The 22629-nt window shown below is 34.5% G+C and carries 20 protein-coding genes; 8 read left to right on the forward strand and 12 right to left on the reverse strand.

Translation table 11 applies throughout. From position 1 onward, the window contains the following. Window positions 1–2: 2 nt before the first annotated feature. The 4 genes from H7A25_16525 (at window position 3) to H7A25_16540 (ending at window position 5676) form a co-directional block, all read left to right on the forward strand. Window positions 3–2360: a YihY family inner membrane protein gene (locus H7A25_16525; GenBank protein ID MCP5501509.1), complete on the forward strand. Its 2358-nt coding sequence runs from the start codon at window positions 3–5 to the stop codon at window positions 2358–2360. An 88-nt stretch (window positions 2361–2448) separates the two neighbouring features. After that, complete coding sequence (locus tag H7A25_16530) at window positions 2449–3432, forward strand: GDP-mannose 4,6-dehydratase (GenBank protein MCP5501510.1); 984 nt, start codon at window positions 2449–2451, stop codon at window positions 3430–3432. Window positions 3433–3441: 9 nt separating this feature from the next. After that, window positions 3442–4266: a sulfotransferase domain-containing protein gene (locus H7A25_16535; protein MCP5501511.1), complete on the forward strand. Its 825-nt coding sequence runs from the start codon at window positions 3442–3444 to the stop codon at window positions 4264–4266. Continuing rightward, window positions 4267–5676: a hypothetical protein gene (locus H7A25_16540; GenBank protein ID MCP5501512.1), complete on the forward strand. Its 1410-nt coding sequence runs from the start codon at window positions 4267–4269 to the stop codon at window positions 5674–5676. It begins immediately after the preceding gene. A 5-nt stretch (window positions 5677–5681) separates the two neighbouring features. Here H7A25_16540 and H7A25_16545 read toward each other — a convergent pair whose 3' ends face one another. The 3 genes from H7A25_16545 to H7A25_16555 are packed head-to-tail and all read right to left on the reverse strand — an operon-like array spanning window position 5682 to window position 7601. After that, on the reverse strand, window positions 5682–6089 hold the full coding sequence (locus tag H7A25_16545) for an HIT family protein (GenBank protein ID MCP5501513.1): 408 nt from the start codon (window positions 6087–6089) through the stop codon (window positions 5682–5684). Then, window positions 6089–6688 (reverse strand): adenylyl-sulfate kinase, encoded by a 600-nt coding sequence (gene cysC, locus H7A25_16550; GenBank protein MCP5501514.1) that lies wholly within the window; start codon window positions 6686–6688, stop codon window positions 6089–6091. Before cysC ends, H7A25_16545 begins: the two co-directional genes overlap by 1 nt. 34 nt (window positions 6689–6722) lie before the next feature. Next, window positions 6723–7601, reverse strand: coding sequence for an alpha/beta hydrolase (locus H7A25_16555; GenBank protein MCP5501515.1), 879 nt, complete (start codon window positions 7599–7601; stop codon window positions 6723–6725). An 89-nt stretch (window positions 7602–7690) separates the two neighbouring features. On the opposite strand from H7A25_16555, the gene H7A25_16560 reads away from it, so the two are divergent. After that, on the forward strand, window positions 7691–8053 hold the full coding sequence (locus H7A25_16560) for an STAS domain-containing protein (GenBank protein ID MCP5501516.1): 363 nt from the start codon (window positions 7691–7693) through the stop codon (window positions 8051–8053). Window positions 8054–8100: 47 nt separating this feature from the next. Here the strand turns inward: H7A25_16560 and H7A25_16565 are convergent, their stop codons facing one another. From H7A25_16565 to H7A25_16585, 5 genes are all read right to left on the reverse strand, one after another. Further along, window positions 8101–8370 carry a hypothetical protein gene (locus H7A25_16565; GenBank protein MCP5501517.1) on the reverse strand — a complete coding sequence of 90 codons (270 nt, stop codon included), beginning with the start codon at window positions 8368–8370 and terminating at the stop codon, window positions 8101–8103. 105 nt (window positions 8371–8475) lie between these two features. After that, window positions 8476–10236 (reverse strand): SpoIIE family protein phosphatase, encoded by a 1761-nt coding sequence (locus tag H7A25_16570; protein ID MCP5501518.1) that lies wholly within the window; start codon window positions 10234–10236, stop codon window positions 8476–8478. An 87-nt stretch (window positions 10237–10323) separates the two neighbouring features. After that, window positions 10324–11382 carry a hypothetical protein gene (locus H7A25_16575; protein ID MCP5501519.1) on the reverse strand — a complete coding sequence of 353 codons (1059 nt, stop codon included), beginning with the start codon at window positions 11380–11382 and terminating at the stop codon, window positions 10324–10326. A gap of 62 nt (window positions 11383–11444) precedes the next feature. Further along, the gene (locus H7A25_16580; protein MCP5501520.1) at window positions 11445–12389 is read right to left on the reverse strand and encodes a hypothetical protein; all 945 of its coding nucleotides are present in this window, start codon (window positions 12387–12389) and stop codon (window positions 11445–11447) included. Next, on the reverse strand, window positions 12359–13321 hold the full coding sequence (locus H7A25_16585) for a glycerophosphodiester phosphodiesterase (protein ID MCP5501521.1): 963 nt from the start codon (window positions 13319–13321) through the stop codon (window positions 12359–12361). The genes H7A25_16580 and H7A25_16585 overlap by 31 nt, the downstream gene beginning before the upstream one ends. A gap of 101 nt (window positions 13322–13422) precedes the next feature. Between H7A25_16585 and H7A25_16590 the strand changes: the two genes are divergently transcribed. Next, on the forward strand, window positions 13423–14139 hold the full coding sequence (locus H7A25_16590) for a PilZ domain-containing protein (GenBank protein ID MCP5501522.1): 717 nt from the start codon (window positions 13423–13425) through the stop codon (window positions 14137–14139). Continuing rightward, window positions 14140–14862: a hypothetical protein gene (locus H7A25_16595; GenBank protein MCP5501523.1), complete on the forward strand. Its 723-nt coding sequence runs from the start codon at window positions 14140–14142 to the stop codon at window positions 14860–14862. Here the strand turns inward: H7A25_16595 and H7A25_16600 are convergent. Further along, complete coding sequence (locus H7A25_16600; protein MCP5501524.1) at window positions 14835–15884, reverse strand: CapA family protein; 1050 nt, start codon at window positions 15882–15884, stop codon at window positions 14835–14837. The two genes, H7A25_16595 and H7A25_16600, sit on opposite strands and share 28 nt — an antisense overlap. Window positions 15885–16013: 129 nt before the next feature. On the opposite strand from H7A25_16600, the gene H7A25_16605 reads away from it, so the two are divergent. Beyond that, window positions 16014–17009, forward strand: coding sequence for a response regulator (locus H7A25_16605; protein ID MCP5501525.1), 996 nt, complete (start codon window positions 16014–16016; stop codon window positions 17007–17009). Here H7A25_16605 and H7A25_16610 read toward each other — a convergent pair. From H7A25_16610 to H7A25_16620, 3 genes are read right to left on the reverse strand one after another with little or no spacing between them, the layout of a single operon-like run. Beyond that, entirely contained in the window at window positions 17006–18607 is a 1602-nt protein-coding gene (locus tag H7A25_16610; protein ID MCP5501526.1) for an aldehyde dehydrogenase family protein, read from the reverse strand. The genes H7A25_16605 and H7A25_16610 overlap by 4 nt on opposite strands. Next, window positions 18558–20585, reverse strand: coding sequence for a hypothetical protein (locus tag H7A25_16615; protein MCP5501527.1), 2028 nt, complete (start codon window positions 20583–20585; stop codon window positions 18558–18560). Before H7A25_16615 ends, H7A25_16610 begins: the two co-directional genes overlap by 50 nt. After that, window positions 20566–22626, reverse strand: a complete 2061-nt coding sequence (locus tag H7A25_16620) for an NHL repeat-containing protein (GenBank protein MCP5501528.1) — start codon at window positions 22624–22626, stop codon at window positions 20566–20568. The genes H7A25_16615 and H7A25_16620 overlap by 20 nt, the downstream gene beginning before the upstream one ends. Window positions 22627–22629: the final 3 nt, after the last annotated feature.

Consider the following 22629-nt stretch of genomic DNA (forward strand, 5'->3'; position numbering starts at 1 on the left):
AAATGGCAAAGGAAGCTTCAAAGAATTTTTTAGCAAAATTTTTAGTGATACCGGAAACAAAGAATTGGCGGTATAGACTTGTTGTTACTCTACGAATCATTCTTGTCTCCATGCAGCGCTTTTTGGTTGATGATTGTCTCATGAAAGCTTCAGGGGTATCTTACACAACCATTATATCTCTTGTACCCACCTTAACGGTAGGTATGGCTTTAATTACTTTATCCTCCGGTTTTGATACAAAGAAAGAAGAATTTTTTGAGTATATCACTGATTACTTTCTCAAGAATAACATACCTATCGATGTAAGTCCTTATTTAAAAACGTTGAATGAGCTGGTAAATTCAGCCACGCAGATAGGAGCTATAGGTTTTATTGTATTAATTTTTTCCGCTACTGCCGTCTTACGTACATTTGAAGGAGCTTTCAATCAGATCTGGAGGGTCTCAAGGGCCAGGCCATTTTTTTCTAAAATAATCTTCTACTTTTTTATCATGACGATAGGTCCTTTATTGCTGGTTGTTCTCATCGGTTATGCTGTTCGTCTTTCTGATTCATTTCGCGGGGCTCACTATCAATATGCCATTATGGATACTGAGAAAAATATCTGGATAAGCGGGGAAAAAGGAACTATAATAAAATTAACAGAGGACGGAAGACAAATTTCAAGTCTTAATAATTTTACTATTGACTATGAAAATATTTACTGTATGGGTTTTGATGGAACGAGGCTTGAGTCCTGTGAAGCACCCAGGCTAAAAAATGAGGAATTTTTCAAATCAGTAAGCCTTAACCGAACTGTGTATACAGTTTCCAGAAAAGGTGTATTACTATATTCTAAAAATCTCGGTTATGATTGGAAAATTCATTTATTCAATCAAGCAAAGTTTAAGGATTTTCAGGTATTGAATGAAGATGAACTTATTATTTTATATGAAACCGGTGAGTTGATACATTATAATTTAAACGGTGAAGTAAAGCTGATTAAGCTTGATAAAGCAGAAATTGATACAAGAGAAGATGATAAACCCAATGCGATTATTTTTAAAGACGAGTTAAATGGTTTTATTTTAGGTCATAACGGCTATTTTTGGAAAACTATCGATGGAGGAAATACATTTCGTTTGAGTAAAATAGGGGATTATGATTTAAACGATATGGCATTTATTGATGATAGTTTTTTTATGATAGTAGGAGACAAGGGTCGAATTTATGTAAGCGAAGATGCAGGCGAAACCTGGTCTGACAAATACTCTCATAAGTTATTTAGCTTTAGAAAAGTATGGAGTACCAAGTTTAAAGAACAATTATATTTATTCTTATTGAATAAACAAGGAGAACTCTTATATTCTAAGGATAAAGGTGAAAACTGGTATACTTTTTATAAAGCAGAGAAAGGAAAAGCTAATCATATTATACCTATCAGCTCCAATTCATTACCTCTGGATATAAAAAAGAAATTTAAGATTAAGCGAAACCAGGAAATAACCTGGGATAATGATAAGATAAAGAAAATTTTCAGTGAAATGGCAGATTTTTTGGTTATCGGTGATTTTGAGATGATGCTAATTACCCGGATTGAGGTTAACCGTGTTTACTGGAAGTATTACGAAGGAGGTGAGTCTTTCTTTTCCATATATTCTATTATCAATACTATTATACCTCTCGTAGCAATCTGGTTATTTTTTGTATTATTATATACTTTAATACCCAGCGTGCGGGTACCATTTGGAGCTGCTTCAAAAGGAGCCTTTGTTACAGGTCTTATTCTTTTATTATTTTTCTGGGGGTTTTTGTTTTATGTTAAATCTTTCTCAACTTCAACTATTTTAATATACCAGGCCCTGGCTGCAATACCAATATCTCTTTTATCTATATATTCCTTATCTATCATTATCTTATATGGGGCAGAGATAACAGCCTCCATACAATATCGAGAAAGGATACTTCTTTATGGTACTTCTTTTAGTGGTATCGAAGAGGAAACAAAAAATTCATTTTATGAATATATGAGAATATTAATGGAACTATACAAACACCATGAAAAGAAACAAAAACCAATGAGTTCCAAACGCTTACAATCCTTGAGCGGGCTGTCTGAAATGGAGTATGAAAGAATTATTAAGAAATTTGAAGAGAGGGATTTAATTATAACAAATGTAGAAGGAAAACTGAGTCCGGTTCGTTTTCCGGAGAAAGTTTCCTTATATACAATCTATAAATTGGTAGTTGCTGAATATTTTTATGCTTCAGAAAAAGAGTTAGAAAAATATTCCATAAATCTAAAGGTAAAGTTGCAGGAGATTGATAATTTAGTAAAATTAGAACTTGAAAAAATAACCTTTTCAAAACTTCTGGAATAGATTTAAGAAGATACAGGTAATCTTTTTTTCTTAGCCCTATAAATAAAGGATAAGACTTTCAAGTTGATTTTTTATGCAAGCAAAACAAATGGAAACGATACTTCTGACCGGGTGTGCGGGATTTATTGGAATGCATGCCTCTCTGTCACTTTTACAAAGAGGTTATACTGTTCTCGGAATTGATAATTTATGCGATTACTATAGTCCTGAATTGAAAAAAAGTCGACTTAAGAAGCTTTCCGAATTTTCAAAATTCAGTTTTTATCAAATTGATATAACAGATTATTCTTCCCTGGAGAGGATTTTTCTTTCGGAAAAGCCGGATAAAGTGCTGCATCTTGCTGCACAGCCGGGAGTTCGATATAGCTTTGAGAATCCCCAGTCTTATTTTCTTAATAATCAACTCGGCTTTGGTACGACGATTGAGTTGTCTCAAAAATATGGGATAAAGCATTTTGTATATGCTTCCAGTTCCAGTGTATACGGTTCTATTCAAGAAATCCCTTTTCATGAAGGACAGGCTATTACCCATCCAATCAGTTTATATGCAGCTACCAAGGTATCTAATGAAATGGTGGCTCATTCTTATAGTTACAATTATAAATTACCGACTACAGGTTTACGTTTTTTTACGGTATACGGTCCTTACGGAAGACCGGATATGGCTACTTTTATTTTTACAAAAGCTATCTGTGACGGAAAGCCGATAAAACTCTATAACTTTGGTGAGATGAAGCGAGATTTTACCTATATAGATGATATTGTGTCCGCCTTGAGCAATATTATAGAACGAGAGAAAAGTATTTCAGATTCAATGGATGATAATTTTAAAATTTTTAATATAGGAAATAATAGTCCCGTTAGTTTGAAAAAATTTTTAAGTTTACTTGAAATTTATTTAGGGAAAAAAGCAATAGTTAGACTAGAACCTTTACAAAATGGGGACATGCTGGAAACCTATGCGGATATCAGTTTAATTCAAAAAGAATATAATTTTAAACCCGAAACTTCGATAGAGGAGGGATTAAAGAAATTTGTGGATTGGTATCTTGCATATTATAATTTGGAATAATACAAAATCATGATTGATAAAGTTGTTTTTATGTGTGGTGCCGGTCATTCCGGTTCTACTTTGTTAGGATTAGTTTTAGGAAGTCATAGTCAGGGACATTATCTGGGTGAAGCAAAAAAGTCAAAATATCTATATGATTTAGATAAACCGGAGAGAAAACGTTATTGTAAAGTTTGTGGTCCTGATTGTAAATTATGGAAACCTTTTCATGAATTAAAAAATTCAGGTCTGAGTTTATATCAGAGATTTGATAAAATTGTAGATTCTGGTTTTTTAGTAGATTCCAGCAAGGGTACAGAATGGATTCAGTCCCATATAGATCTTGCTTCAGCTGAAAAACGAATTCCATATCTAATATATTTAAAAAGAGATGGAAGAGCTGTTTTAAATTCCAGGATCCGAAAGTATCCTGATATAGAGGCAAAAAATCATATTGAAAATTGGTTGGAGCAAATCGAAAAAAGCGACGAATTATACAATAATTTCAAAGGGAAAAAGCAGGTTTTATTATATCATGAGTTGACAGCTGATCCAGCTCTGGAAGTATCCAAGATTTGTGAATTTTTAGATATTCCTTATGAACCTGGTATGCTAGAATTTTATGAGTACGAGCATCATCCTCTGGGTGGTAATGAAGGAACCCAATCCTTATTGAGTTCCGTTAAGGCGAAAGGTGAGTTGGAGACTAAATTATCATCATCCAAGCAATCTTATTTAGAACATCCTCAGGCTATAAAGCATGATAGTAAATGGAAAACACAATTAAGCGAAGATGCAAAAAATCTTTTTGATAAAATGGTAGGTACATTAAATACCAGTTTTGAGGAACCTTAAATGAAGAAGATAGATCTGGTTTTTCGCTCTGTTGAAGAAAGAACAAGCAAAGTTGCTCTTGAGCTTGCAAAAAAGAATATCAATCCTAATAAAATACACTTTTTCGAAAATGTTAAACCTTTTTCTCTGGCAGTTGAAAAGTCTCTGCAAATAGACTATGATGCAGATTTTGTTGTGTTTATGGATGCAGATTGTTTGATTCTTGAGGATATAAGGCCTTATCTGGAAGAGAATGATAGGCCTTTCATTGATTGCTATGTTTTAGATAAATTCAGAGGCCATATTCATTGTGGGGTGCATATAACAAGGGTTGATCTGGTTCGTGCCATGAAAGCTGTTGAATTATCTAAATACGATGTAAGATATATGTTGAGACCGGAGTCCAGAACTAGACACCTGGCTCTTAAAGCCAATAATTGGCTTAAACATTTCGAATCATTTCATATCTTACACGATTTCGAACAATACTATAAAGACATATTTTCCAAGTATGTTCTGAGAGAATTGAGAAGTCGAAAATCTCATAGCAGAGAAGACCTGGCAAAACGCATAGAAGAATGGAAAGCCAATCAGAATGATTTAGATTATAAAGTGGCTCTTGCTGCTATTAATTACGCAAGAGAAAATGTGGGAGATGATGCCGATTTTGAATTTACCAAAAACCTAATTGATAACCTAACGGAGATAGGTAAGAAAGAAATCCAAAAGCTTGGAATAAAAGAAAAAGAAGATTTTTCTTTTAATGATTTGAAAGAACTTGAAAGAATTGAAGGGGTTAAAAAAACAGAAGAAGAAGTTTCTTCGATGATTTATATAAATAAATCGATTATGGGTAAAGCCAAGATTTTTGGAATAGGTTTGAGCCGAACAGGAACCAAGAGTTTAACAAAAGCACTTGGAATATTAGGTTATGATATAGTACATTATCCGAATGATGAAATAACTTTTCAGGAAATTACCGGGAATTTTGATTCTTTGACTATACTACAAACTTATGAAGGGATAACAGATATTACAGCGGCAGCCATATATCCTCAATTGGATAAATTATACCCAGGTTCCAAATTTATACTGACAGTTCGCCCCAAGGAAGACTGGCTTAATGCCATGGAAAGGCACTGGAAAGATAAACCGGTTCATTCTCAGAATGGTTTTAATCATAAGTTAGAGATAAGAAAATTTTTACGTGCCAGTGTTTATGGATGCTACACCTATAACCGTGATAGACTATCTTTTGCTTATGATAACTATATTTCAAGTGTGAAAGAGTATTTTAAAAACGAACCTGAGAAGTTATTAATATTTGATATTTATAATGGAGATGGATTTAAGGAATTATGTAAATTTTTAAATCATCCGGTCCCTGATATTATGTATCCAAAAGTAGATAGTAAATCATCTTTGAAGTGAGTTATTCAACGATTTTCTCGGTATTTTTCTCGAAAATCTCCATAAAGCCCATCTTTGATTTTGATGGCTTTTACATAACGGACTCCTCCACCTTTTGGATTTTGGGTATCTCCTTTATACCTCGGTATTAAATGAAAGTGGCAGTGGGCGATTGTTTGTCCGGCTGCTTCACCGGTGTTGGTGCCTATATTATAACCATCGGGCTGATATAATACATCAAATTCCTGTTTTACTTTTTGAATAAGAGAAAATATGGCAAGCACTTCCATTTCATTTAATTCAAATATATTTTTTGCTAAACGTTTTGGTATAACAAGACAATGCCCTTTAGAAACAGGGAATTTATCAGCAACTACAAAGGCAAGTTCGTTTTCGTATAAGATTTCTTTGGAATAAAAAGGACTATCTTTCATTATTTTAATTTACTAATATAACAAATAATTCTTTGAATAGAAAAATTTAAGTCTTCTTCTGTTGTTCTAATTTCGAGTTCAGCCGACATAGGTGCTTCGTAAGGAGAATCGATACCGGTAAAACCTTTGATTTCTCCTTTTCTTGCTTTTTTATATAAACCTTTTGTATCTCTTTCTTCGCAAACTACAAGGGGAGTATTCACAAAAACTTCTATAAATTCATTTTCCTGTACAAGCTGTCTGACTGTGTTTCTATCTTTAATAAAGGGAGAAATAAAAGCAGTCAAAACAATTAAGCCTGCATCCAACATGAGTTTGGCTACTTCACCAATACGGCGAATATTTTCTTCTCTATCATGATTGGAAAATCCGAGATCCTTGTTTAAACCAAGACGAATATTATCTCCATCAAGTAAATAAGTATGATGACCTGACATAAAAAGCTCATGTTCCAGAGCATTGGCCAGGGTAGATTTTCCGGAGCCGGAAAGACCGGTAAACCAGATTATACAGGGTTTTTGGTTTTTAATTTTTGCTCTCAAAGATTTGTTGAGAGAAGCTTCATGCCAAATTATATTTTTTTCTGTTGGTATATTCATTTTATAGGTGTATAAGGTTATTAATATATTTATTTTAAAGAGAATACTTATTTTTATTTATAAAAATTTCCATTTCCTGAATAAGTTTCTCATACTGTTCCATATTCATATTATGTGTTCCACCCGGAATTTTAACAAACTCCGAATGCGGTATTTTACGGTGGGCTTCGAGAGAACAATTATAGGGAACAAAATGATCTTTTTCTCCTGCCAGTAAAAGTGTGGGTTGTTCTAAAAAGAGTAAATCATTTAGAACAGAATGTTTATGAAATTCATCTAAAAGGTGGATCAAAAAATCAGCTTTCATTTGAGAAAGTCCATTTATAAAAGGCACCATATCATCTTTATTTAGTTTTGCTTTATCAATAAAAGGGGAAGCAAAAAGATACTTCCATGAGAATGGAGCTTGATTTATAATGGTCCAGGTTTTATTATAGATATCACTTAAATAAGGGGAACTTCTTTTTAAAAATTCCAGAGCATGTTTGAATAGATTTGTATGAAATAAACTATTTGCTACATTTCCGGTCAGACCGTTGATACTGATAATCAGTCGGGTTTTTTTCGGATTTTTTAATGCAAATTCATACATGAGTTCTGTTCCAATACTATAGCCCACAAGGATTACATTTTGAATGTTTAGTTCATCAAATATACGTTGGGCATCCCAAACAAAAGAATTTATACTACAGTAGTTGTAATTCTCCGGCATAGGATTATTTCCATGTCCTTTGTAATCCCAGGTGATAATTTTATAATTTTTGGAAAAATGTTGGATCAGGTATTTTAGATTATCCTGTCTGCAGGTAAATCCATTAAAAAAAAACATAGGATAACCGTCTCCCTGAACATAATACGGGATTTTTAAACCATCCTGGGAGATGATATAGTTTTCAGAAATGTTTGTATACATACAGAAGGATTTCCTTTCAATTTAAATAGATTTTTTTAGATTGAATTTCGGTAAAGAATATTTTACTATGTTGTTTAAGGGAGAGGATAATGCAGCAAAAAACTGAAACATTCTTTCAAATAAAGAAATATGGCCGAACTGTGGTTGTTTCTATAACCGGGAAACTGGGAATGTTAGAGGCTCCTGAAATTTCTGATGCAATTGAAAAGGAAATGGGTTCGAATGTTGATGAAATAATAATTGATTGTTCTTCCCTGTTTTTTATAGATTCTTCGGGGGTTGGTAAATTCATCAGTCTTGTTGGTCTAGCAAATAAGAAAAATATAGATTTTTTACTGGTTGGATTGTCTAATTCTCTTGAAACAGTATTTAAGTTAGCCAGGTTAAACAAAATTATAAAAATTTTAAATCGAGAAGAACAGTTTAAAAAGAGGGGGATTCCTCTAAAATAAAGCTTGCAGGGCTGGTAAAAGTCTACTCAGCCCGGTTTGTTTTATATTTACGCCTGGTCTCCACCGTCTAATTTTGCCAGTAGTTCTCTAGCAATTTCACCAGCTTTATTGTTAAGGTTGTGGATGAGTTCATAAATACTTCCGATAGTTTTATCGTTGAAGTCTCTTGCCTGGTTAACAGGTCCTTCCAATTGTTCGATTTTTGCCAGCATATCCAGAGGCATATTGGCAATTTGTCTGTGAACTTGTTCTACGGAAGTTGCACCTTTATCTATAGCATCCTGTACTACCTGTTGTAATTCTTTTAAATTGATCACATTCATCTCCATGTAAGGTTTATTCTTGTAGTTCTTACTATGCAGATTTCGAGTCTGAAACGTCTATACAAAAAATTTTATTTTTTTATAAGTACTTACAAAATTTTAATGTAGACGGATCAATATAAATGTGAAATCGTCTTCGAGTTCTCTGTTTCCCCTGAAAGCATCAGTAGCTTTTTTTATAATGGTTTTGATACGGGGCAGGGGGTCTTTTGCATGATTTCTAATTAATTTACTTAGTCTTTCTTCCCCAAAAAACTCTTTATCCTGGTTTCTGGTTTCTGTAATTCCATCCGTGTATAAAAATAATAGGTCTCCATCTTCATAGGAAATTTCTAATTCATCAATTTCAAAATTTTGAAGTCGGGTACCCAGGGGAAGTCCTTTACTTTTTAAAATGAATAGTTGATCGCTTGAGGTCCTATAAAGAAATTGACGGTGGTGTCCGGCGCTTGCAATAGTCAGAGTCTTAGTACGGGTATTAATTTTTGCCAGCATAACTTCAACATACATCATGCTATAGAATTTTTCCTGAATGATCGTATTGGAATTCATCAAAGCTCGGGAGGGAGAAGAAAACCTGGCTACTTCGTCTGAAATTATATTTTTAGAAAACTCCATGAAAAGAGCAGCTGAAATACCCTTTCCGGAAACATCAGCTATTATAAAGGAAAACTCAAACTCGCTATGGTATATCAAATCATAGAAATCACCTCCCACTTCTTTAGATGGTAGGTAGGTTTTTATAATTTCTAAACCGCCAAGAAGTTCCGGTATCTTAGGAAGAGAGTATTTCTGTATTTTTCCGGCAATTTCCAGATCTCGCTTGAAGGAGTCCAGTTTTTGCTTTCTCTCCCTCGAACGAAGAGAGTTATAGGTTTCCCGAAAGTAGTGGAGAATTAAAATCAAAATGTCCAGATCATTTTTAGAGAAAGGTTTACCATCTTTTCTATTGCTGATAGAGAGAACCCCTTCAATATCAAATTCATTTTTTATAGGAATGGAAATAAATGAATCATTCCTATAAATGTTTCTCCTTGGAAATATAAGATTGTCGGGTAGTTTATTTTCTGAGAAAATTGGCTGACCAGTTTTTAGAACACGGGAAATTACTCCTCTGGAAATATCAATCAGCCGTTTTTTTCCTTTAAGCTGAAAGCCAATTGATTTTGCCAAAAACCAGTGACCGGTCTTTTGACTTTTTAATACAAGGGAGATTCTTTCGCATTTCATAGCATGAATGATAAGACGAAAAGTGGTATGAATGAACGTACCCAATTCTGTTATTGTAGACAGGGTTTGTACAATGTATAAGAGATTTCGTATGTCATCTAATCGAGCCTGTAGATCTTCTATCAACAGACGGTTTCGAATAGCAATGGCTGCTATCTCGGATAGATTTAAAAAAGTATTTAAATCTTCATCATCAAATTGTTCTCTATCGAGAGTATTTACAGCTTCCAAAACTCCTTGAATTTCACCCTGGGCAATCATAGGTACGCAGACCAGATTTTTCGTTACAAAACCTATGGATTCATCAATGACACGATAAATCCTGGGATCATTGTTTGCATCATTTACAATAATGGGTTTAAGGGTTTCCAGAACAGTACCCGCTATGCCTTTACCTTTTGGAACTCGAAGATTTTGCAAGGATTCGCTTTTTAGGCCACGGGAATGACAAAAAACCAGATCACTTCTTTCTCGATCATATAGTAAAAGAGAAGCTCCTTCCACATTAAGTAGATCCCTGGCGGTATCCATGATTGTATCCAGAAGAGAATCGAGGCTTTCTGTAGAATTGATACGGGAAGTCAGTTTAAAAATTTTATCCGGATCAAGCTTCTGTTTTGAGTTAGCCATAAAGTTCTTTAAGTTTTAGTTAAATCGGTTATAATGCAAATCATTTTTTACATGAACTATTTTTTGGTAATCTCCCATTTCAGAGGATTAAAGTTTATTTCTTAAGCGCATAGAGTCGTCATAGTCCATCATTTCTACCAGGATAGATTTATTGGATTGCATAATTACACGAGTTCCGGGACCGGTTAGAACATTAAAATATTCCTTGAGATAAAAATCAAATATATCACTGGGGTCGCTGTCTACCATTTCCATGTTTGCGTTTCCTATCATATTCATAACTAACTGTCCAAATTTCACGTCTCCATTAAAAAGGAAGAGATAGTTCTTGGCATTAGAGGAAGGCATACTGGGAAAGTTCATAGTTTTGACCCGTTCAAACTTGAGAACTATTCCGTTATTTTTCACTTTTAAACTTTCCAATTTTCCATACATGCTGGGAGGAGGAAAAAGGGAAAAGGGATTTACAATAATTGTATTACCGTTTACCACTAAACCCCTTCCGGGTGGCAGAGGTTTCAAGAGTTTTTCCATGTCCAGACCGACAAGGCCGAGGAGTTGTTTGGTGTAAGGGTTGTAAAGTGCATCCATTCTCTCCGCTTTGATACGGATGCTCATGTCGGATTTATTTAATTCCATAATTCCATACATGGTAAATTTGAGCCAGAACATGAAATTTACCTCCCCGGAAAGTTTGACCCGACTGGCTTCTGAGCCGGGTAGAGGTTCTAAAAGTTCCAGACTTTCTAATTTTAGAGGAGAATTTGGATAATTGAAGATAATATCCTTAAAAATGTGTTTCATTATACTGGAGTGCAGGAAAGCCTCTCCAGCGAAAATTTCAATATGAAAGGAATTCAGATCATCAAAGTTTACAATTCTTGCAGGTTCTTTGGGTCTTAGTTCTGCTTCGAGACTGTGAATGTTCAGGTATATCTTGGGAGTAAAACGAAAGTTTACGTTTTTAAGACTCATAGATACATTTTTGCCGGTACTCAGGCTTACTACCTTCGCCGGTTCCAGTTCGTACAGGGGGAGTTTTTCCATTTGTGAAAGTCGCATATTATCTATGTAGAAATGAATTCCGTAAATAACCGAGACTGTAGATAAAATAATTATGATGAGTCCGAGGGCTAGCTTTCTCATGATTTTCTCCGTACCAAACTTAATTACAGCCTTACCTTTGATATGCGTCAAGACTTAATTTTTCAAAATCCTGCTCTCCAATAGGCAATTCCGGCTAAATCTAATTCTTTTTGAATTTCCAGGGTTTTTGATTTAAAGAAATTATCAGGATGGAAAATTAAATTTTCTTTATCCTGATAAAAAAGAAGACCGGATGAATGTCTTTTAAAAGGATATTTTTTTAAAAGTTTAGCAGACTGTTTTTGGCTGAGAATGCTGCGTTTATAACCTTTATACGAATAGGAATACAGCGGACTTCCTAACCAGATTTTTTTAGATGATAAGTACCGGAGGCTATAACTGAGATTTTTACGAATCCAGCTTAAAGAACTCACAGGTCCCTTTTTTCTTGTAAATGGTCCGTAGTAGTCATATAGCATTAAAATGATCCCGGAAGTATAGGGAGATAACTTTTGAATATCGTGGAAACCATTTTTTTTGGAGGGAAAATCAAGGGGTGGATAGATTGCCAGGTTTAAGTTCAGTTGATTTTTTAAAAATTCGGGATATAAGTATTTAAGAAAATCCTTATAATCTGTACTATATCCGGAAGGAAGATGTTCGAAGTCAAGATGAATTCCGGAAAAAGAGTTTTGTATTAAGAAAGTAATTATATTTTGCTTAAATAAGAGCCAGGAATTTTTATTTTTCAAAAAAGCCTTTCCTTCTCGGGATGAGGCAAAAATAATCATAGGATATATTTTAGAACCTGCTTTTATTTTAGAATCTAATTTTTTTTTAATCATAGATACATACGAAATAGGTATGAATATTGAACCATTAGCTTTTAGTTTAAGACCTGTTATGCAATAAATACTATAAGGTTTTAAGTTATACTGAAGGTCTGATAGTTTAAGCTTATCTAATGTATTAAAAACCACATAGATCCAGTTTTTGGCTTCTTTTGCGTATAAAGCCGGGTGAAGAGCAAGAAAAATTATAATGAAGATTCGCTTAATTTTTTCCATACCCTGTATAACCTATCCGGATAGTCTGATATAATACCATCAACTCCGTATGACATAATTTCTTCAATATGTTCTTCACTATTGATTGTCCAGGGAATAAGCTTTAAACCTTTCTCATGACAGGCTTTTACAAAGTCCGGGTTTACATAGGCATAGAAAGGAGATATGTAATCTACTTTTAAAGTAATAGATTTTTCAATTACTTCCTTTTGCAAACCTTTTATCCATCCGAGTTTAGAACGAAAAAACTGAAAGTAGGTCATGGAAAAAAGAGCAGAAGTTTTTACAGAAGGATATTTTTCTTTGATATATGTTAGAACGATATGTTCAAAGGATTGAATAGTAATTCTATCTTTTAAGGAATATTTTTCAGCAAGAGTGATGATTTTATCTGCATGAAAATATAGATCTTTGTCTGTCATATCATGAGGATTTGCTTTTATTTCTATATTTAGATATACTTTTTTAGCTTCCGGATTTTTTCTTTCATAGCTTGTTATAAAAGAAAAAACTTCTTCTAAATCAGGTGGATGAGTTTTGGGGATGGTTTTTTGCTCAGGGAATTTTGGATTCTTTACACTGCCACAATCTAGATTTTTGAATTCCTGTAAACTGATATGATTAACAGGTTTGGGTTCCAGTTTTTTGCCTTCCTGTGTTCTACAAAGATTGGAGTTTAAAAAAATATCATGGTAAACAAGAATTTCTTTATCTGAACTTAAGATTGTATCAAGTTCAATAACATTCATATTTAACTCAAGAGCTTTTTGGAAAGCGGGGATTGTATTTTCCGGTAAAAGACCTCGTGCTCCCCGGTGTCCCTGTAGTTCAAAGTTTTGACCGGGTTTTATGGGTTTAATGGATTCTGTTTTCTTACAGAATAAGATAAAAAGGAGACTAAAAATAAGAAGACGATAGATTATATAATTCATACAAACAAGCAATTTTTTTTAGGCCAGGAATTCATCTCTTTTTTCAGAAGAGAATTTTCCTCTTGACTGGGAAAATAAATCTACTACCAATATCATAAGGGATGAAACAAAGAGTTCAGGGATTAATTGAGCACGTATACTTTAATTTTTTTGAAAAAGAATTTTTAAAGAGACATCAAAATGGGGTTAGAATACCGGTAACTATCAATGTGCTGGGAGATGAATATTTTCTCGAGTCGAGCCTGATTACAGAGAAATATTTATATTTGAAGGTTTATGAAGAGGATTTTGATTATTTACCGGAAGAAGATTCAAATATACTTATATTTCTCTCCTTAAACCTTTATAGTCGCGGAAAAGCAGAGATGGTTACGAGTTTGTTTGCAAAGGAGTCGCTCAATTCCGGAAGAATCGGTCTCTGGCTTAAAATTCTCGAAACCAGTGAGGAAGATAAGGCATCTATCCGTGAGTTTCTAATTCGATATCACTCACCCCGTTATAGTGTTCGCTTCTCTGTTTTACTTTCTCATAGGACAATCGAAAAAAAGCACATAACATCTGCAATAAATCTTTCACAAAATGGAATATTTTTAGAGACAGAACTTTTGGATTTAAAAGTGGGTGATAGGTGTAGGCTTTTATTATATCCGCAGGCAAAAAGGATTCCTATAGACGCGGAAGTAAGCTGGATAAATAATGGTAATTTATATGATAAGCCAAATGGTTATGGTTTTAAGTTTCTTCATGATTCTCGTTCTTCTTATGCGCTTCGAAAGCTTCTCTATACTTTAAAGAATGTTTCTGCCCAGGTCAGATAAATGAAGACATTCTGGCTCAACTCTCGCCACATAGTTTATGGAATTATATCCGGAGCTTTTTTTTGGATTCTGGTTTTTATGATTCTTTTTAAGTCTCCTGAAATACCAGGTAGTTCAAAGCATTCTTATTTAAGTATTTCGTATTTTTCACTTGAATTTGCTTCAGATAAAGAAGATATACGCAATTTGCTGGGAGGGCCGGAAGAGCAAAGTTTTTATAAGAAAAAGAAATCTTTTCAAACCATTCTTTCTCTTGTATATTATTTAATACCGGTGTATATACTGTATTTTGCCAGTATCTTTCACTTAGGGTATACAGAAGTAAAATTGCGTTTCTTTTGGAAAGTTTTATTTTATTTCCTGTTATTTTTTTCTGCTTTTTTTATTATTATAAAAAATCTCAAATTAAACTCGGTTTTAGAAGCCAAGTCTGTTATATTATTGGAAGAAAGTTTGTTGAATACAAAAGAGATAAGCCTTGTAAGCTGGTTATTTATTTATGCAGCTTCGGGTGTAACGGGACTTGTTCTCTGGCTTTGCAATTCCAGCTATTTATTTAAAATTTCAGGTCTTATTTTTTTTACAGCATTTACCCTTTCTTTACTCGGATTTTACAAGCTCCACTTATTGGAAATTTCTTATTTCCTGCTTCTCATTGGATTTTTTATGGTATTTGTTGATATGATACATAGAGCTTACCTGGCGGTCGGGAAATGGATGTAAGCCCTGTTATTTTTAATGATAAGGTTTGTACCCAGTTTTTTACATAGAATTTTATATTCTGTAAAAAATACATCTCTATCCTGTCCTTCTAATATTCGAAATACATGATGCTCTTCTTCCTGAAACTTTCCGAAAACCGGTATAATTTCACAGGTGATTAATTGATTCTCTTTAAAATGTAAAATCGCAATCACATTGTGGTTTAGATATTGGTTTCGACTACCAAACATAAAATTTCCCAGTGAATACAGAATGAGTTTATTTTTATATATTTCGATTCCCTGGGGGATATGGGGGTGATGTCCTACTATAATATCGTACCCTGCATCAATCAGTTTCTTTGCAAGATTTCTTTGGTTTTTGTCGGGTTCAGGATTATATTCAACTCCCCAGTGACAGGAAAGAATAAAAATTTCTGATTTTCTTTTTTTCTTTAAGGCATTTTTTAAAGAAGGATAAGAAAGGTGAGCTACACCGGGGGATTTACTACCTGCAAAAAGGTTCGTCGGACCAATACCACTTACTGAAACGAGTTTAATTCCCGGGCCTACTTTTAATGCTCTATAGGCTTCCTCCCGGTTTATACCGGCCCCGCTGAAGCGAATCTTGTATTGGTTTAAATAGTTAAATGTATCTTTAATTCCGGTATCTCCATAATCCATGGCATGGTTATTTCCTAAGAAAACTGTATTTACTCCCAATTCTTGAAGAATACTTATATCTTCAGGTACTGCCCGAAAAATATAAGATTTATTTTTTTGCATCCCTTCCTTATGTGTTGTAATCGGGGTTTCGAGGTTAATCATTCTTACCTCGGCTTCAGAAAAAACATTACGAAGTTCCGTTCCTAACATTTTTTTACCTAATATTTTTTTAGAATTTCGTATTCCCCAATTAAACATTACATCCCCTGCAACCAGAACTTTGAAAATTCTACTTTTTTTCCTTACACCTGCAGAAACAGGATTCAGACAAATTATGAGATATATTAGAAAGAAAAAAAGAAGAAAGGAATGTTTCATTTTATTACTCCTGAAAGAAAAGTTCGGCATTTAGGTCGAATATAGTGTAGACAGTTATTGCGATTAAATATTAATGGATTTAACATTATTAGCTGATATAAATTTCTGCAAGTACATAGTTTAAAAAAGATGAATAAGTCTATTCTTATAGTTGAAGATGTAGATTCTATCCGGGTAAGTATACGCGATGCTCTATTAGCCGAGAATTTTCAGGTGTTTGACGCTAAAGACGCTGAAACAGCTATAGAACTCTTACACCGGTTTCCAATTCATCTGGTTCTTTCCGATATCAGAATGCCCGGAAAATCCGGTTTAGAGCTAATTGATTATGTAAAGAATAATTTTCCTGAGATTCAGTACGCTCTGATAACCGCTTATGATATAAACCATTATGTTCATTACGCATACGAGCATAAAATCTATAATATTATCCCGAAATACTCCTTTTTAGACTTCAAATTCATTTCTGTTGTCGCGAATAAGCTTTTAAGTGGGGATATTTTTGGAGTAGAGAAATATTTTGAGGAAAAACTTCAGGTAGTTCAGACTGAGCAATTTAAAGTTCCGGCTGAGAATGAAGTTGTTTTCACTTCCATATATTCGGATACGAATCGTGTGGAACTATGTGAAAATATTGGCACTTACATGATTGATAATGGAGCCCCGACTGTGGTTTTTCAGATTTTAGAGGAACTAAGTTCTAATGCAATGATTAGGGCGCCGAGGGATATCTACGGTAATTCTAAGTATCAGTACGAGTTTCCTTCCAAGGATATCCTGATTCCATTAAAAAATATTACACTGGAAAGGGAGGATGCCTTTCAACTCGGCTTTGGAATCTGTGATAATATTTTTATTATTGTGACACGAGACAGGTTTGGTTCGCTACGAAAAGAAGAAATCCTAAAACGTTTTGACAGACATATTTATACAAACCCTGAAACGGGTCTTCCTTTCGGATTATCTGATTCCCACGGTCGAGGACTTTTTATTTGCCGTGAAATTGCAGATAGTATTATATTTAATATTAAACGAAACGTAATGACTGAGGTAATTGCATTTTTGCAGCCAAGGACTCAAGAGAGATATCATAAGTCCCTGTCTATATTTGAAATAAATTCTTAGCCAAATAAAAGTTTCATCATCCTGTCCATAAACTTATAGAATTTCTCCGAGTAGGGGTACCACCAGAGTTCTTTATCCAATTTCCAGAACCAGCGATTCATTATAACCGATTGAATTTGTGAGAAACTACGAATTCCTTCCGGTCCATGGACTTTACCCATACCACTTTCTTTAAATCCACCAAAGGGAAGATCAGAAACAGGATAATTACTCAAGCAATCATTTATACAAACGCTTCCACTCTGAATCTTTTTAGCAATTTGCTTTCCCCTATTTGCATTTCCCGTCCAGATAGAAGAATTTAATCCGTAACAGCTATCATTTGCCAGAGCGATTCCTTCTTCTTCCGTACTAAAGCGCATAATAGAAATTTCCGGTCCGAAAGTTTCTTCTTTCATAATTTTCATTGTATGATTTACATCTACAAGTATAGCAGGTTTATGATAGTAACCCTTTTGATTTTCCTGTCGAATTCCACCGACAAGTATTTTTGCTCCTTTTTTTTGGGCATCTTCATAGTGTTCTTCTAAAATTTTTACTTGCCCGGGAGAAGTCATACTCCCAACTTCCGGAAAATTGTTCTCCTGTCCCTGTCTTACATTTTTATATTCTTCCATGAGAAGGTGAATAAATGAGTCGTATACTGAATCCTGAACATAGACTCTTTCTACAGAAATACAGGTTTGGCCTGAGTTAAAGAAACCACCCCAGATAGCAGCCTTTGCCGCCCGTTTCAGGTTAGCATCCTCAAATACCAGCAGGGGATCTTTTCCACCCAGTTCCAAAATTACCGGTTTTAACATTTTTGCACAGGTTTCAGCGATTTTTTTTCCGGTAGCTGTTGAGCCTGTGAAGCAGATCATATGGGTTCCCATGGATTCTACCAGAGCAGCTCCTGTACTGCCTTTGCCGGTAACAATTTGAAGAATACCCTCAGGAAGTCCCGCTTTTTGAAAGAATTCTAATACTTTGAGAGCAGTGAAAGGAGTTATTTCAGAAGGTTTTAAAACAACGGTATTTCCTGCCATCAAGGCATTTACAATGGGGGTTAAACTTAAAATAAGGGGATAATTCCAGGGAGAGATTACACCGACAACACCATAAGGATGGTAATTAATATAAGCTTTTTTATGGGCTAAAATTAAACCGGTGTTTCTTTTTTGTGGTTTCAGATGTTTTTTTCCCTGTTTGGCAACATAGTCTATAGATTCACAGACAGTTAAAACTTCTGTTAGAGCATCCATCCGGGATTTTCCTGTTTCAAGACAGATGGTGCTTATCATTTCTTCCGAATTTTTCGCCAGATAGGAACGAAGCTTGAGTAATTCACGAGATCTCTGGTTTAAGCTCAAAGAAGACCAGGAGGGAAACGTTTCTCTTGCATAACGTATTTTTTCTTCTACCTGTTCCTGATTAAAAATCGGTAAAGAGCCGATTACCTCAAGATTGGCAGGATTTATAACCTGAAATTGAATATCTTCAGTTTCGGAAGTCTTTTGTACTGAAGGAATTTCCTTTTTTTGAAGTTCCTCTTGTACGAAATCCTTTTTAGTTTGATTGCGAGTTCTCTTTCTTCCCGCCTTTTTTTTGCTTATCATCTGGCTTCCCTTTTTCTACAGTATCTTTGGGACTGATTTTCTTTCTCCAATCCACATTAATAGGTTCAGCAAGAGAAATAAACTCGTCCATCTTTTTTATTTTAACTTCCGCTACTTTTTTACCTTTTCGTGTAATATCGAGAATTTGGTCTTTTGCCAGACCATCTCTGTATCCAAGATTCAAGATTACATTATGATCTTTTATTTTTAAGACCTTACCCATTATAGGAATGGATCGACTTACAGATTCAGCAGTACGGACTGCCAGCTCAGTTAAGAAGTTACCACCCTGAGAGGAGAGTTTTATTTTTTTTATAATTTTTCCTTCTAACCTATCATATACTTGAAACTTGAGACTGAGAGAATTTCCAGTCTGTTTATAATTTCCAAATCCCACATAGCGAATTTTACGGTATTGTTTCCTATCTATATCAAGGTAATTCAAGATTTCGGGAGAATAAAAAACCCCTTCTGTAGCTTTATATTCTTTTTTTACTTCCAGGATTTTACTACGAATCCTTTCTTCTTCTTTTCCATTCACCACATTTAAACCGTTTTGAACAGAAAACGCATTTTTCATTGCATGACCGATAATAACAGAAGTATCGGGATGTCCTTCCAGGAAGTTATCTGGTTTTGGATCAAAGATAAAGATTTCCGGAACAGAGCGGATTCGCAAATCAGTTGCTCCTTCAATCGTACTGTAACCCTCGCGATAAGAAAGGCTTTGCTTTCTGTAGCGAAGAGCATTTTCTAAACGATTATGAACTTTAATATTACTCGGCTCGTCATCCCGTATTTTTTTTAAGGTGTTAATCAATTCATCCAGATGACCGGCTCTATAATGAAATTCTAGTGTTTCCTTTCTAACCAGGCTGCTATTTGGAATCAGATCTTTACTTCTCATTAAGTGAAACGTGGATTCACCATAGGAGTAATCATTTTTAGAATTTCTATAACTCAACATTCGGACTTTTCCTAAATAAGTTCGAAACTTGTGTTTTTCATTCAGATGTTTAATGGCAAAGGCTTCCGAAGAAAATCTACCGATTTCATCCTGATTATTCAGGTGCAGAACATCACCATAAGCTGAAGTGGCGGAGGAAATATCGTTTCGCTTATCACTCAAAAAAGCGAGTATATATTTTAAAGAAGCATCATTTGGTTTGCTTTCTTCGAGGATTTTTGCATTATATTGGGCCTTATCATATTCCTGAAACCAGATATAGGTTTTTATTAATAGCCAGCGAGTTTCTTCATTTTCACCATCAAGAGCAATAGCCGTTAAAAGATTTGATTTGGCCTCTTTCATTAAACTATCGATTTGGTTAGAAGGATAAATATCAATAGCCTTTTGAAACTTTATTTTTGCCATTTCAACAAAGTAAATTGCATTATCAGGAAAATTTGTAATGAGATGATTTAAAATTTTTTCGGATTTATTATAACGTCCGGTCAGGGCGTTGGCTCTTGCATATAAAAGATTAAATTCCTGGTTATTGACTATTTTATTTTTAGAGTCTTCAAGATTACGCAGGGCTTTCTTATATTCTCCTCTTTTTAATAGAACCGAGGCACGGGTGATTAAAAGCTTTGGGTTATAAGGTTCAATCTTCAGTCCCTCATCAATAAGGGCTAATGCTTCTTTAAACTTATCTGAATTTGCGTAAATTTCTGCAATTCCTGCTATAGCTTCTATGTTTTTAGATTCTAATTCAAGAATTCTTTTATAGGCTTGTAGAGCATCAACTGAGGAATTTATTTTCATAGAGGATCGTGCAAACCCGGATAGTGCCCTTATTGAAGATGGATTTACATTGATAGCATTTTTATAATGAAACAGGGCTCTATTGTAATTTTTTTTCTGATATAATGCATCTGCTTGCTTGAGATGATCATAAATATCTTCTGCTGAAGCAGCGAAAGTTACAAAAAATAAAGCGCTAAAGAAAACGGTTTTAATTATCTTCGGGCACAAAGTATCCTGTCCTCGCTTTTCCTATTATCCTGCGGTGAAAAACATCCACCTGTATGTCCATATACTTGCCTCCCAGCTCAGAAGCTGTTTTCGTTCTGTAGGAAACAATATACCTTTTATCTTTTTTTGATTTTATAAATTTATAAAGATTTTTTTCTTCCTGACTTCCCGGAACTTTAATGAATAATCCATCTGTTTTTTCGGCCATATCTTTGTATTGGGAAACCATTTCTCCATCTCCTTTTAAAGAAAGAAAGATGATGGGAATTGAATGTGCATTCGCATATTGTATATTTCTAATAATATCATACTGTTTAAAACTATTGTCTAATTTTTCCCCGGATACAAGTACGACCAGAGCTTTTGGACCCAGTCTATCATTTAAATCACTTATTCCTTCGAAAATTCCTTTACCGAGATTGATGAAACCTTTTTCAGCCTGAGATTTTCGAATTTTGGAATATACATCCAGAACGGAATATCCAAAGTCATAGACTCGAACAGAATCATTACCGGCTCTGATTACTTCTACTCTATCTTTTTCTGTAAAGGAACCAAATAGATGACCCATGAAACCCGGAATCTTTTCAGAAATATTGTGTATAGCCGGACTATTTTCAAAAACAAAAGCCACACTGATTCTATCATTAAATCGTTTCATATCAGCAAGGCCAACCAGGGGGTAGATATTTTCATTTTCTATAATTCTGAATGCACTTCGATTAATGCCTTTCAGATTTTTATTTAACCTATCCTTTACGTTTACTAATAAAGATATATCCGGAAAACGATTCAGGATTACTTTTTCAACAAAAACATTCAGGTTAGAACCGAGAGTATTGCGAGGGGTGAAAATATCGACTCTGTGCCTGGCATTGTCTATTGTATAAAAAGCTCCGGTATAATCGTGAGCACAGGAAAAAGGGCGAAGTAAAGTATTATATTTACCTGTCTCATCCATATAAGAAGGAAAATGCGACCATTCCACTTTCTGTGGATCATAGATCATGAGTCCTGCATCTTCATCGGTTATATAAAGCTTGTTGTTATAAATTTTAATAGAACGGGGGCGAATAAAGTCCGGGTGAGTGAGTTCACCAATATAATTTCCTTCATCATCAAAGTTAACGATTCTCCTATGCCCCTTATCGACTACATAAATCGTTTCATCTTCTGAAACTGTTATTCCGGCAGGAGAGTAAAGTTTTCCTCTTCCTTTCGTTCCAAATGATTGAAGAAAATTTCCATCCAGATCGTATTTTTGAATGCGGTTATTCCCGGAGTCTGCGATGTAGATTTTTTCACGGGAGGAAACGGCTATTCCGGCCGGCCCTATGAACTCACCTTTTCCTGTTCCTTTTTTTCCAAACCTTGTTTTGAAATATCCTTTGGTATTAAATACATAAATCTTATCTGAAGTAAAATCACTAACGTACAGGTTATTTTTAAATAGGGTGAAAAACATAGGCCCTTTCATGGAACGGGCGAAACCACCTTTAAAATTACCTCTCGGAAAGCCATTTGTATCGAATTTAACTATATTACCGGTTTTAAAGGAAAGAATGAAGAGATTTCCATTTTCATCGACAAGGGCATCGGTAGGATTTTCGAAACGGTAACCGCGATAATCATCTCCCAGAATTTTATTATAAAAAGTAAGGGGATGAGTTTTTCCTTCACCGGCAATTAGAAGTCTGAGTACCTCTATACGATTTTTCCAGTAAGGATTTTTCCTTGAACGATCCAGTATTTCTAACTCATTCAGGCTTTCCTGCCATTCTCCGGAAAGGAAATAGGTATCTGAAAGAAACTTTCTTGCTAAGTGGAAATCTTCCATTACAGAAAGAGATGCAATAAAGTTTTCTTTAGCTGCTCCGAATTGAGCCCTATGGAAATATTTCAGGCCCATTTTGAAATTATCTTTGGCCTTTGATTTTCCTCTCCTGAAATCCGGTAATTCGTCTGCAGCTGTAAAAAAAGGCATACAGATGAGACAAATAAGTATTCCAATTCTAAGACTTATCTTTAAAAAATTTTGCATTCC

The sequence above is a fragment of the Leptospiraceae bacterium genome, assembly GCA_024233835.1.
Lineage (GTDB): Bacteria > Spirochaetota > Leptospiria > Leptospirales > Leptospiraceae > JACKPC01.